We start from the raw sequence: 11966 nt of genomic DNA, 5'->3' as shown, positions 1-11966 counted from the left end.
CTCGTGACCGGGGGCGCCGGTTACATCGGCAGTCACGCGGTGCTGGCCCTGCGGGATGCAGGATATCCGGTCGCGGTGATCGACAACCTGGCGACGGGATTCCGTTTCGCCGTGCCTGACGACGTTCCTTTCTTTCACGGCGACATCGAGGACGCGGAACTGCTTGCGCGGATATTCAAGTCGCAAGGCACGCGCGCGGTCATGCACTTCGCCGGTTCGGTCGTCGTGCCGGAATCGGTGGCGAAGCCGCTGAGCTATTATCACAACAACACCTCAAAGAGCCGCGCCCTGATCGAGGCGACGGTGGAGGCAGGCGTGCCCCACTTCATCTTCTCGAGCACGGCCGCAACCTATGGCGTGCCCGGTATCGAACGCGTTCCGGAAGACTGTCCTCAGGTGCCGATCAACCCCTATGGCTGGTCCAAGCTGATGACCGAGCGGATGCTCGCCGATACGGCAGCGGCGCACGCGATGAACTATTGCGCGCTGCGCTATTTCAACGTCGCCGGAGCCGATCCGCTGGGTCGCAGCGGACAGTCGACCGCTGGGGCGACGCATCTGATCAAGGTCGCGGTCGAGGCCGCGCTCGGCAAGCGAGACGGCGTGGCGGTGTTCGGCACCGATTACGAAACACCCGACGGCACGGGCGTGCGCGACTACATCCATGTGTCGGACCTTGCCGCAGCCCACGTTCACGCGCTCGAGGCGCTGGTCGCGCAGCCGTCCCATTCTCTACAGATGAATTGCGGATACGGGCGGGGCTTCTCGGTGCTGGAGGTTCTCGATGCGGTCGACCGGGTGAGCGGCGGCAATATCTCGCGCGTGATCGAGCCGCGCCGCGCCGGCGATCCCGGTTGCCTCGTCGCGGACAACGCCAGGATATTGAATGCCCTGCCCTGGGTGCCACAGTTCGCGGATCTCGATACGATCGTGCGCCACGCGCTCGCGTGGGAAACCAAGTTGACCGCAATCCGCGCCAATGCCGCGCGCGCTGCCTGATCCCGGCGCACGCACTTGACGCGAATCGCGCCTCCGACTAGGGGCGCGGCTTGCTTTTACCGGCATCGGGCTTGTTTCCGGTGCCGTAACTTTTTCAAGGCCCAGTCATGAAGATCCGCAACAGCCTCAAGTCGCTCAAGGACCGTCACCGGGATTGCCGCGTGATCCGTCGTCGCGGCCGCACCTACGTGATCAACAAGACCAACCGCCGGTTCAAGGCCCGCCAGGGCTGATGATTCGCGCGCCGCGGTTCGCCCGCGGACGGTCGCACGGCAGAGACCCTCGCGAAAGCGGGGGTTTTTTGCGTGTCTGAAGGGGACATGCCCAAGGTCGAGGCGGTCGTCTTCGATGTCGGCCGGGTGCTCATCCGCTGGGAACTGCGCGCCCTGTTCGGCAAGCTGATCTCCGATCGCGACGAACTCTACTGGTTCCTGGCCAACGTCGTGACCGAGGAATGGCATTACCAGCACGATGCCGGTCGCCCGCTGTCCGACATGGTGCCCGAGCGCAAGGCGCAGTTTCCCGATCATGCGCCCCTGATCGATGCCTACGCTGACCGATTTCTCGAAACGATACCGGGGCCGATCCCCGGCACCGCGGCGCTCGTGGAGCGGCTCGCGAAGCGCAGCGTGCCGCTCTATGCGATCACGAACTTCGGCGTGGAATTCTGGGCGCAGTTTCGCCCGACTTTCCCGCCGCTCGATCACATGCGCGACATCGTGGTTTCCGGCGTCGAGCGCATCGCGAAACCCGATCCGGCCATCTATCGCCTTGCCGCAAGTCGCTTCGGACATCAGCCGGCAGCGATGCTGTTCGTGGACGACAACGCCGCGAACATCGCCGCCGCCCGCGATCTCGGCTGGCAGGTCCATCATTTCCTCGACGCCGACCTACTGGAAGCGGACCTGACCGAGCGGGGGTTGATCTAGAGCTGCGACGGGGAGCGCGAAAGCCGGGCGCGCAAATGCACGGTGCCCGCCTTGTAATTGCCCGCCCGCGCTGACAGCTTGCGGGCAGATACAAAGCTCGATGCGCACGAAGAAGGCGCACCCCGATAGCGGTCGCGAATCTTCGAACTGCGTTGCCGGTGATGCGGCAGCATGGCCATGGGACCGCACCGATTGCAGGCGATTTCTCGAAGCGCAGAACAGGCTGAAAGCCGCGCGGGCAACCCGCTGGGATGGCGATCCGCGTTGCGGCAGGCGCTTCACGAGCGTTCGCTGCTTGGCCTCGTTGCCGGAACCGTGTTGCTCGGCGCTTCACTTACACCCAGCCTGACGCCTCGGCCCCCGGAGCTGATGGGCGTGCTTGCCGGGATCTGCCTTGCGATGGGTTATCTCGCTGGGATCGCTGTCAGGGCGGCATATTCCTTCCTCGGTTTTGCTCTCCCTCAGGTGCGGGGCGGTCTCACCCGGTTGATCGTGACAGCTTGCGCCGGATTCGCGGCTGCTTTCTTCTGGCTCTCGATCGATTGGCAGAACCAGCTGCGCACCCTGTTCGATCTTCCTCCGCTCGGCCGAGGGAGCGTGTTCGTGGTGGTTGCCGTGGCGATCGCGACCTTCGGCTTGTTGTTCCTCATCGGAGTGGGTTGCCGGGCGCTGTACCGGATCACGTCTGCCTGGTTCGACAAGCGCGTGCCGCGTCGCGTCGCCATCGTGCTGGGCGTTGCGGTTTCCGGACTGGTCGTCTGGGCGCTGCTGTCGGGCGTCCTCTTCCGGTTCGGACTGCGGCTGTTCGATTCCTCGTTTCGAGAAGTCGATGCCCTCGTCGAGCCGGACGTCATTGCGCCCGGCGACCCTTTTCAGACCGGCAGCCCCGCCTCCCTGATCGAGTGGGATAGCCTGGGCAGGATGGGCCGCCAGTACATTTCGACAGGCCCCACCACCGCCGACATCGAAGCAGTCGCGGTCGGGGCCGATGCCCGACCGGTGCGAGTCTATGCCGGTCTGAATTCGGCGGAGACCGCGACCGATCGCGCTCGGCTCGCGCTGGCCGAACTCAAGCGGGTAGGCGGCTTCGATCGATCGGTTCTCGTGATCGTCGCGCCTACCGGAACGGGCTGGGTCGATCCCAATGCCATCGACACGCTGGAGTTCCTCCAAGGCGGTGACGTGGCGAGCGTCGCCGTGCAGTATTCCTATCTCGCAAGCTGGCTCTCGCTGACGGTGGAACCCGATTACGGGGTCGAAAGCGCCAAGGCGCTGTTTCGCGAGGTCTATGCCTACTGGACGCAGCTGCCCCGGGACAGCCGCCCACGGCTCTATCTGTTCGGCTTGAGCCTTGGCGCGTTGAGTTCGGAGCAGTCGATGGACCTGTTCGATGTCATCGAGGATCCGATCCAGGGCGCGCTATGGGCGGGGCCTCCATTTCCCAGCCCTCTGTGGAATTCGGCAACCACCAACCGCGAACCGGGCACGCCGGTCTGGCTCCCGCGGTTTAAGGACAGCTCGATCGTCCGGTTCACCAGTCAGAGGAACAATCTGAACCGGGCCGGGGATCGATGGGGGCCCATCCGGATCGTCTACCTGCAGTACGGCAGTGATCCGATTACCTTCTTCCGGCCCGATTCTTTCTATCGGCGGCCGGAATGGCTGACGGATCCACGCGCACCGGACGTGCTGTCGTCTTTGCGCTGGGTTCCGGGCGTCACGTTCATGCAGACCGCTGTCGACCTGATGACGGCGGCGGTAACGCCGACCGGGACCGGGCACGTCTATGCGGCAGAGCATTACCTCGACGGATGGGTGGCGGTCACCGACGCGCCCGGATGGAGCGAGCCGGCCATCACGAAGCTGCGCGAGACGGTGGCGGAAAAGTATGCCGATCCGGGGTCATGAAAAAAGGCCCCCGGCGCTTTGCGCCGAGGGCCCGTGAAGTGCCACCCTGGGGGTCGGAGAGGACTGGGTGGTCGGGATCCAATCAGTTGCCGTTGCAGCGGGCGAGGTCTTCGCTCTCGAACGCCTTGCCGTTGGCGGTGAACGAAGCGAGCGGGCCGACCTTCTTGGCCAGGCGCGCGCAGACGATCGCCGGCCGGCTGGGCGCCTCGCCTGCGGTGCAGACGTTATCGGCGCACTTCCAGGCCATGCCGCTGGCGATGGGGCGAGGGTCGAGCTTGGCGGGGGCGGCCACCTCGGCGCGGTAGAACGGTCCGCTGGCGGCCTGTGCGGGGCTGGGCGTCAGCGCCGCGCCGAACGAAAGCGTGGTATAGGCGAGCGCGGCAACGATGGCCGCGGACCTTGTCGGCAGGGGGAGGGAAAGTCTCATGGTCGCAATCCTTTTCATCGAGCGGTTCAGCGGGTAGTCAGTTGCGAATCATATACCCGTTGCGAATCACTACCTAATAAAATAGATTGCAGGTTGCAACCTAAAACGCAGTTTTGCCGTTTGTGCCGTTTTCCGTTACGGCTAGAAGGGCCGCATATAAGAGGATGACCATGGGCGACTTACGCGAACCGCTGAACGAACTGACCGCATGCGGCTTGCCCGAGGCGCTCGAGGTCATGGGCGAGCGGTGGAGCTTCATGATCCTACGCGCCAGCTTCAACGGGCTGCATCACTTCGAGGAGTTCCTCTCGGAACTCGGCATCGCGCGCAACATCCTGTCGAATCGCCTGGCGAAGCTGGTCGAGCACGGCATTCTCGACCGTCAGCCCTGCGCCGACGACCGCCGCCGGATCGAATACCGCCTCACGGCCAAGGGCTTCGACCTGCTGCCCGCGATGGTCGCCCTGCGCCAGTGGGGGCAGAAGTACGGCAGCGAAGTCGTCGAAAATCCCGTGCTCTGCGACGAACTCGATCGCTTGCCGATCGGCCCGACGTCGATCCTGTCGCACGACGGACGCGTGCTCGGACCGAAGGATCTGCGTTTCGTGGTGCCCGAGAACCTGGGCCTGCGCGAAGACGGCACCCGCGCGCGACCCGCCGCCGGTTTCGACCGTGCGCATGGCGAGGGACTGGGCCGTCCACCGATCGCCGCGGTCCGCTGAGCGATCCGCGGCCGGCGCCGCCGATTACACCCGACGGGCGCTACATCGTCGTTCGCGGTCGCCTATGGCGGACCGCCAATCCCCACCTCGCTCCCGAGGCTCGAACCGCACTCGTGGGTGAACTGATGTCGGCCAGACGGGCCGTGCGCGATGCCCGCGGCGACGAAGGCAAGATCCGCGCGGCGCGCGACCGGGTACAGGCTGCCAAAGTCGCGCTCGGCGAACGAGGCCCGGTGTGGTGGAGCGACGGCGCACCCGACTTCAACCGGCATCTGGCTAAGAATACGCCTTACGCGCAGTGGTGGGACGAGATCAGCCGCGCTTGAGATCGTAAGTGATGCGGATCCGGACCCACGAACCCACCATCACCCTCCCGCCGACCTGCGGTGGGCGGACCCTGAACTGCCATGCGGCGGCGAGCACCGCGCGGCCCATCTGCGAACCGCTGGGGTATTCGTCGACCAGCTCGCAATCCTCGACCCGGAAACTAGCCACCGTCCGGCAGTTGATCAGCGCCCAGCCTGGGCCGCCCGCAGTCGAGAGGTATCCGCGAAGCTCCTCGGGATAGGGCTCGCGGTACCAGCGCGCGGCATAGAGCGGCTCGCCGTTCGACGCGGTGCCGACCCGCTCCGAATCGCCCGAGCGCGGCCGGTTCGGCGGACCCGCCGGGCCGCTCTGGTCGCCGCGAACCACGGCCATGATCCGGGGCGCTTCGGCAGCGGGGGGCGGCACGGGCTGCGTCTGCGGCGCGATCACCGCGGCCGGAGGCGGCGGCGGCGGCACGGGCGGAGTGGGCACGTCGGGTTGCGGCTGGGGCTGCGGACGCGGCAGTGCGCTGGGCGCGGCGGCTTCGTCGGGCTCGGGCGGCGCGTCAGGAGCCGGAGGTTCGGGCGCGAAGTCGACCGTCGTCAGCGAATCCGCTGCCTCGCGATCGCCCATCGCCGACCGGCCCAAGGTGAGCAACAGGAGCAGGAGCCCCACTTCGAGCAGCAGCGCGAGCGCGATTCCCGCCGCCCGTCGCCTGAGGCCGGGCCACCGCTCGTCGAACGCGGCCAGCCACGGGCCGGTGTCCGGCGAATCGGCAGCGGCGCGCTGGCTGTGTTGCATGGGAAAGGCGGTCTCTGGACCAGACACGGGCGGAGCGGCTCCCTACCGCGCCCGCGCCGCGATTGCCACCGCGTCAGGCGCGCGGTGCGGTGCGGCGATAGCTGAGCGCCTCGGCAACGTGGATGCGCCCGATCGTGTCGGCGCCCGCCAAGTCCGCGATCGTGCGCGCGACGCGCAGCATCCGGGTATAGCCGCGCGCCGACAGTCGCATGGCCTCGGCAGCCTGCATCAGCAGCTTGCGGCCCGCGTCGTCCGGCGTCGCGAACCGTTCCAGCGCGTCTCCTTCGAGTTCGGCGTTGGTCCGCGCGCCCGTATCGGCCGCCCGCGCCGTCTGGATCGCCCGCGCCGCGGCGACCCGCGCGGCGACTTCGGCGCTCCCTTCCGTCGGTGGGGGAAGGGCCAGGTCGGCGGCGCTCACCGGGTCGACCTCGACATGCAGGTCGATCCGGTCGAGCATCGGGCCCGATACCCGTGCCTGGTAATCCGCCGCACAGCGCGGCGCGCGGCTGCATGCCAGCGCCGGATCGCCCAGGTGCCCGCACCGGCACGGGTTCATCGCCGCGACGAGTTGCACCCGCGCCGGAAAGCTGACGTGCGCGTTGGCGCGGGCGACGTCGACCTTGCCGGTCTCGAGCGGCTGGCGCAGCGAATCGAGCACCGCGCGCTGGAATTCGGGCAATTCGTCGAGGAACAGCACGCCCAGGTGCGCCAGGCTGACCTCGCCCGGACGCACGCGCAGGCCGCCGCCGGTGAGCGCTGCCATGCTCGCCGAATGATGCGGCGCGCGGAACGGGCGGACCCGGCTGATCCGCCCGCTTTCGAGCGTTCCGGCGACCGAGGCGACCATGCTCGTCTCCAGGGCCTCTCCCGGCGTCAGCGGCGGCAGGATTCCGGGAAGGCAGCTTGCCATCAGCGATTTACCCGCGCCCGGCGGGCCGATCATCAAAAGGTTATGACCGCCCGCCGCGGCAATCTGGAGCGCGCGCTTGGCGGTTTCCTGGCCATTTACTTGGCGAAGGTCGGGCCCGTATCCGGGTTCTTCGACTTCGCCGGGTGGCGGATCGGGCAGGCGCTGGGTACCCTTGAGGTGGTTGAGCAGGCTGACGAGGTCGGGTGCGGCGATCACCGGCACGCCGCTGGCCCAGCGCGCCTCCGACCCCTGGACCGCGGGACAGATCAGGCCGGCCTCGGTCTAGCTGGCGTGGATTGCCGCCAGCAGCACGCCGGGCGAGGGCGCGATTCGCCCGTCGAGCGCAAGCTCTCCGACCGCGATCCAGTCGCCAAGCTGCTCGGCATCGGTCACGCCCATCGCCGCCAGCAGCGCGAGCGCGATCGGCAGGTCGTAGTGGCTGCCTTCCTTCGGGAGATCGGCGGGCGACAGGTTGATCGTGATGCGCTTGGGCGGGAGCGACAGGCCCATCGCCGCCAGCGCGGCCTGCACCCGTTCGCGGCTTTCGCCCACTGCCTTGTCCGGCAAACCGACGAGATTGAAACGCGGCATCCCCGCCGCGACCTGGCACTGCACCTCGACGGCGCGCGCCTCCAGCCCCAGATAGGCAACCGTCCGAACCAGTGCGACCACAAGAACCCCTCACGTATTGAAGGGCTTGTGGCGATTTGTGCGGGGCAAGTCGAGCGGGGTTTGCCGCCCGGATCCCCGCGCGTCCATCGCATACCTTGACTTGCCGGGCTGCTTCCCATAGTGGCGCGCCCCTGACGGCGGTGCCCGGCTTCGGGGCCGCCCCCTTTGCATTTAGACAGACCCGAGGATCCGATGAAGCGGACGTTCCAGCCCAGCAATCTCGTGCGCGCCCGCCGCCACGGCTTTTTCGCCCGCAAGGCGACTCCCGGTGGCCGCAAGGTCCTGCGCGCCCGTCGCGCCCGTGGTCGCAAGAAGCTCTGCGCGTAATCTAGTCGGCGCCTCAGGCGCCGGCGGCTGCATCCGCAGCCTTGGCTACCGGCCTAACCGGCCGACGGCCGTTCGGCCTCGCGGGCTCCCTGTCGGGGAGCCCGTTGTCGTTCCGGCCCTTTGATTCGGTGTGTTAGCTGACTATATCGCCGGAAATGACGCTTTCCACCATCCGCAAGCGCGCCGATTTCGTGGCGGCGAATCGCGGGCTGCGGGTCGCGCGTCCGGGGTTCGTGCTGCTGACGCTCTCGAACGAAGGGCGCGGCAAGCGATTCGGGGTCACCGTCACCAAGAAGATCGGCAACGCCGTGGTGCGCAACCGGATGAAGCGCCGCTTCCGCGAGCTGCTGCGTGCCGCACTGCCATCCGAAGGGCTGGACGACCACGATCACGTGCTGATCGGCCGCGAAGGCGGGGTCGAGCGCGATTTCGCGCGGATGGGCGTAGAACTGTCCGCCGCTCTATCGCGCGCTGCCGAGGGGAAGGGCGACCCGCCCCGCGATCGCAATCGCGCACGGCGCCCGAAGTGAAACAGGTTCTGATCCTGATAGCCCGCGCATGGCAATTGGGCCCGAGCCGGATATTGCCGCCCACTTGCCGCTATGCCCCTTCGTGCTCGCAATACGCCATCGAGGCGCTCACGAAGCACGGCGCATTGAAGGGTGGATGGATTGCGACGAAGCGTATAATGCGCTGCCACCCGTGGGGCGGGCACGGTTACGACCCGGTGCCCTAGGCGCGACGCGACAACCACTGTGACAGATTTCGGGATCGAATTTCTTGGATAACCAGCGCAACCTTCTCCTCGCCGTGGTGCTGTGCGGCCTGCTCCTTTTCGGGTGGGACGCGATGATGCAGCAGTTCTATCCGCAGCCCGACCGGCCCACGCCCACCGAAGCCGCGACGACTGCAGCCACGCCTGGCGCCGCTGCACCGGCGACCCGCGAAGGCGGACTGACCGATCCGGCCGCCGTCGCGCTGGAAAAGCGCGATCTCGCGACCGCGCTCCGCTCGCCGCAGCGCGTGCGGATCGACGCACCCAAGGTTGCCGGTTCGATCGACCTCGTCGGCGCGCGGATCGACGACCTGACGCTCAAGACCCATCGCGAGACCGAGAAGGACGATTCCGATCCGGTCCGCTTGTTCAGCCCCTCGGGCACTCCCGCACAGCATTTCGCCCAGTTCGGCTGGGTCGGCGAAGGCGTACGCGTGCCGGATGCCAAGACGGTGTGGACCGCCGAGGGCGGCCCGCTGGCGCCGAACCGGCCGGTCACGCTGAGCTGGAACAACGGCTCGGGCCAGGTCTTCCGCATCGAGTTCGCGATCGACGAGAACTACCTCATCACCGCCAAGCAGACCGTCGGCAATGCCGGCGCCGGGCCGATCGTGGTGCGCCCGTTCGCCACCGTCAGCCGGACGTCGGCCACCGCCAGCCTCGATCAGTGGACCATTCATTCGGGCCCGATCGGCTTCTTCGACGACGGGGTCGACTTCGGCACCGACTACGACGACATCGCCGCGGCCGGCACCCTGCGGCCCGAAGGCGCGGCGCGCTGGATCGGCTTTACCGACATCTATTGGATGTCCGCGATCGTCCCGCAGTCGAATGCCGACGTGGATGCCGACTTCCGTTCGCTCGGCGGCGGCGTGTACCGTGCCGATGCGATATACCAGCCGGTCACCGTGCCGGCGGGCCGCCAGATTTCGCGTTCGACCCGCTTGTTTGCCGGGGCGAAGGAAAGCGACGTCCTCTCGGCTTACGAAAGCGCGGGCGCGACCGGCTTCGACAATGCGATCGACTGGGGCTGGTTCGGCGTGATCGAGAAGCCGATCCTGTGGCTGCTCAGCTGGCTCTACAGCTGGGCGGGTAATTTCGGCGTGGCGATCATCCTGCTGACCGTGATCGTGCGCGCGCTGATGTTCCCGATCGCGCAGAAGCAATTCGCCAGCATGGCCGCGATGCGCGCCATCCAGCCCAAGATGAAGGCGATCCAGGATCGCTACAAGGACGACAAGCCCAAGCAGCAGCAGGAGATCATGGCCCTCTACAAGAACGAGGGCGTGAACCCGCTTGCCGGCTGCCTGCCGGTCCTGTTGCAGATCCCGATCTTCTACGGCCTCTACAAGGTGCTGATGGTCGGCATCGAGATGCGGCACAAGCCGTTCGCGCTGTGGATCCAGGATCTCTCCGCTCCGGACCCGGCGCATATCCTCAACCTGTTCGGCTTGCTGCCGTTCACGCCGCCCAGCTTCCTGGCGATCGGCGTACTCGCGATCCTGCTCGGCATTTCAATGTGGGCGACTTTCCGTCTCAATCCGCCGGCGACCGATCCCATCCAGGCGCAGATGTTCAAGTTCATGCCCTGGGTGTTGATGTTCGTCATGGCGCCGTTCGCGGCGGGCCTGCTGATCTACTGGATCACCAATAACGTGCTGACGCTCGCCCAGCAGAGCTATCTCTACTCGAAGCACCCGCAGCTGCGTGCGCAGGCGGACAAGGACAAGACGGACACCGACCGGGCCAAGGCGCGCGACGCCAAGGCCAAGGGTTGATCTGCCCGTGACCGAAGAGGAAGCCGTTGCCGCCGCCGAGCTCGAGGAACGCGCCCGCAAGCTGTTGACGGGCCGCGTGGAGTTCCTCCTGTCGGCGCCGCAGCTCAAGTTCCTGCCCGAACCGGTGGTGCCCGAGATCGCGTTTGCCGGCCGGTCGAACGTGGGCAAGAGCTCGCTGCTCAACGCGCTCACCAATCGCAAAAGCCTCGCCCGCGCCTCGGTCACTCCGGGGCGGACGCAGGAGCTCAACTTCTTCGAGGTCGGCGAACCGCTGGCGATGCGGCTGGTCGACATGCCCGGCTACGGCTTTGCCAAGGCGCCGCTGAAGGTGGTCGAGCGTTGGAAGATGCTGGTGCGTGATTTCCTGCGCGGTCGGCAGGTGCTCAAGCGCACGCTCGTACTCATCGACAGCCGCCACGGCGTGAAGGATGTCGACCGCGACATGATGAAGCTGCTCGACGAGGCGGCGGTCGGCTATCGCCTGATCCTGACCAAAGCGGACAAGATCAAGGCCAGCGAACTGGCCGCGGTCCAGGCCGCGACCGAGGCCGAGGCCAGCAAGCACGTCGCCGCCTACCCGACCGTTCATGCGACGAGCGCGGAAAAGGGCTTGGGCATTTCCGAACTGCGCGCCGCGATCCTGTTCGATTCCGAAACCTGAATCGAAAAAAGGCCCAGCCGCTCCGGTGGGGAGTGGCCGGGCCAAGTAGAGGAACCGATCGCAATAACCGGCCCTTCGGGTCGCTCGGGCAGGCGAACCCCGAAGGGTCGCCAATATCGTTGCACTGTCGGACTGCGGGCGGAGAGGCCGGCAATCCGGTGCTTGCGAGCGCGATTACTTCGCCCTGCGCGATTTTTGCGTGAAAATAGCGCTCCAAAAGCGTGAAAAAATCACGAAATGGGCCAATGAAGGGTGCGGCGAGCGTAGTGCTACCAGTCGCCCGGTCCATAGGCCCAAGCCGATGCGAGCCGCGCGAACCGATCCCCGTCCCCCGCCGCTGCCCGCTCGCCGAAATCGAGCGTGCGTCGCAGGCACTCCGCAGACAACCGATCGCCGAAGCGCAGGCCGCAGCGGGTATCGCACTGCCAGGCGATCTCGCCGAAGATTTCGAATCCCAGCCAGTTCAGCCGGCCGGACCGGAGCGGGCGCGGCACCATCATGCGGAATGCCGCGCCGCTGGCCGATATATCCTCGAGCTTGACCCGCACGCTGGCCTCGGGCGTGACGTAGCGGGCGCACAGGTCGATCGCATGCCGGCTGCTCGACCGCCGGCCGATCAGTTCCTCGAAGGCATTCGCCGGGTGGCGACAATCCTGCGCGCGTGCTTGAGGCACCACGGTGTAATCTCCTGCGACCTGGGAGTAATACCGAGGGCAGCTTCAACCGTTCCGCAACTCACGGATTTTGTTGG

General features: G+C 66.9%; 14 protein-coding genes and 1 pseudogene. 11 read left to right on the top strand and 4 right to left on the bottom strand.

The features are described from left to right. The 4 genes from galE to AR323_RS12500 form a co-directional block, all read left to right on the top strand. A partial coding sequence (gene galE, locus AR323_RS12520; RefSeq protein ID WP_083495426.1) for a UDP-glucose 4-epimerase GalE occupies positions 1-999 on the top strand: 999 nt, incomplete at its 5' end. A 107-nt stretch (positions 1000-1106) separates the two neighbouring features. Next, the gene (ykgO, locus tag AR323_RS12515) at positions 1107-1232 is read left to right on the top strand and encodes a type B 50S ribosomal protein L36 (protein WP_029941846.1); all 126 of its coding nucleotides are present in this window, start codon (positions 1107-1109) and stop codon (positions 1230-1232) included. Between the two features lie 87 nt (positions 1233-1319). Beyond that, positions 1320-1928 carry an HAD family hydrolase gene (locus AR323_RS12510; protein WP_057884313.1) on the top strand — a complete coding sequence of 203 codons (609 nt, stop codon included), beginning with the start codon at positions 1320-1322 and terminating at the stop codon, positions 1926-1928. A gap of 177 nt (positions 1929-2105) precedes the next feature. Continuing rightward, the gene (locus AR323_RS12500) at positions 2106-3836 is read left to right on the top strand and encodes an alpha/beta hydrolase (protein ID WP_083495425.1); all 1731 of its coding nucleotides are present in this window, start codon (positions 2106-2108) and stop codon (positions 3834-3836) included. Positions 3837-3918: 82 nt separating this feature from the next. Here AR323_RS12500 and AR323_RS12495 read toward each other — a convergent pair whose 3' ends face one another. After that, positions 3919-4263, bottom strand: coding sequence for a CC_3452 family protein (locus AR323_RS12495; RefSeq protein WP_057884311.1), 345 nt, complete (start codon positions 4261-4263; stop codon positions 3919-3921). Positions 4264-4433: 170 nt separating this feature from the next. On the opposite strand from AR323_RS12495, the gene AR323_RS12490 reads away from it, so the two are divergent. After that, positions 4434-4985: a winged helix-turn-helix transcriptional regulator gene (locus tag AR323_RS12490; protein WP_057884329.1), complete on the top strand. Its 552-nt coding sequence runs from the start codon at positions 4434-4436 to the stop codon at positions 4983-4985. Positions 4986-5110: 125 nt separating this feature from the next. Continuing rightward, complete coding sequence (locus AR323_RS14545) at positions 5111-5311, top strand: hypothetical protein (protein ID WP_057884328.1); 201 nt, start codon at positions 5111-5113, stop codon at positions 5309-5311. On the opposite strand, the gene AR323_RS12480 is transcribed toward AR323_RS14545, so the two are convergent. Then, a complete protein-coding gene (locus tag AR323_RS12480) occupies positions 5298-6119 on the bottom strand; it encodes a hypothetical protein (RefSeq protein WP_235510620.1) in 822 nt (273 codons plus the stop codon). The genes AR323_RS14545 and AR323_RS12480 overlap by 14 nt on opposite strands. 46 nt (positions 6120-6165) lie before the next feature. Further along, positions 6166-7674: pseudogene (locus AR323_RS12475) on the bottom strand (YifB family Mg chelatase-like AAA ATPase). Positions 7675-7866: 192 nt separating this feature from the next. On the opposite strand from AR323_RS12475, the gene rpmH reads away from it, so the two are divergent. The 5 genes from rpmH (at position 7867) to yihA (ending at position 11215) form a co-directional block, all read left to right on the top strand. Then, the gene (rpmH, locus tag AR323_RS12470; protein ID WP_057884309.1) at positions 7867-8001 is read left to right on the top strand and encodes a 50S ribosomal protein L34; all 135 of its coding nucleotides are present in this window, start codon (positions 7867-7869) and stop codon (positions 7999-8001) included. Positions 8002-8156: 155 nt separating this feature from the next. After that, the gene (gene rnpA, locus AR323_RS12465; RefSeq protein WP_057884308.1) at positions 8157-8531 is read left to right on the top strand and encodes a ribonuclease P protein component; all 375 of its coding nucleotides are present in this window, start codon (positions 8157-8159) and stop codon (positions 8529-8531) included. Next, positions 8528-8737, top strand: a complete 210-nt coding sequence (gene yidD / locus AR323_RS14540; RefSeq protein ID WP_083495417.1) for a membrane protein insertion efficiency factor YidD — start codon at positions 8528-8530, stop codon at positions 8735-8737. The genes rnpA and yidD overlap by 4 nt, the downstream gene beginning before the upstream one ends. A 44-nt stretch (positions 8738-8781) precedes the next feature. Then, entirely contained in the window at positions 8782-10554 is a 1773-nt protein-coding gene (gene yidC / locus AR323_RS12460; RefSeq protein ID WP_057884307.1) for a membrane protein insertase YidC, read from the top strand. 7 nt (positions 10555-10561) lie between these two features. After that, positions 10562-11215, top strand: coding sequence for a ribosome biogenesis GTP-binding protein YihA/YsxC (gene yihA / locus AR323_RS12455; RefSeq protein WP_057884306.1), 654 nt, complete (start codon positions 10562-10564; stop codon positions 11213-11215). Positions 11216-11484: 269 nt separating this feature from the next. On the opposite strand, the gene AR323_RS12450 is transcribed toward yihA, so the two are convergent. Then, positions 11485-11892: a PilZ domain-containing protein gene (locus AR323_RS12450; RefSeq protein ID WP_057884305.1), complete on the bottom strand. Its 408-nt coding sequence runs from the start codon at positions 11890-11892 to the stop codon at positions 11485-11487. Positions 11893-11966 lie beyond the last annotated feature (74 nt).

The organism is Tsuneonella troitsensis, from assembly GCF_001441535.1.
Lineage (GTDB): Bacteria > Pseudomonadota > Alphaproteobacteria > Sphingomonadales > Sphingomonadaceae > Tsuneonella > Tsuneonella troitsensis.
Note: the sequence above shows the minus strand (reverse complement) of the source record. Positions and strands in the feature narration are given on the sequence as shown.

Coding starts and splice junctions, on each gene's coding strand:
- AR323_RS14545 (WP_057884328.1), top strand. CDS start 5,111: ATGTCGGCCAGACGGGCCGTGCGCGATGCCCGCGGCGACGAAGGCAAG.
- rpmH (WP_057884309.1), top strand. CDS start 7,867: ATGAAGCGGACGTTCCAGCCCAGCAATCTCGTGCGCGCCCGCCGCCAC.
- AR323_RS12500 (WP_083495425.1), top strand. CDS start 2,106: ATGGGACCGCACCGATTGCAGGCGATTTCTCGAAGCGCAGAACAGGCT.
- AR323_RS12490 (WP_057884329.1), top strand. CDS start 4,434: ATGGGCGACTTACGCGAACCGCTGAACGAACTGACCGCATGCGGCTTG.
- AR323_RS12495 (WP_057884311.1), bottom strand. CDS start 4,263: ATGAGACTTTCCCTCCCCCTGCCGACAAGGTCCGCGGCCATCGTTGCC.
- AR323_RS12510 (WP_057884313.1), top strand. CDS start 1,320: ATGCCCAAGGTCGAGGCGGTCGTCTTCGATGTCGGCCGGGTGCTCATC.
- rnpA (WP_057884308.1), top strand. CDS start 8,157: ATGACGCTTTCCACCATCCGCAAGCGCGCCGATTTCGTGGCGGCGAAT.
- ykgO (WP_029941846.1), top strand. CDS start 1,107: ATGAAGATCCGCAACAGCCTCAAGTCGCTCAAGGACCGTCACCGGGAT.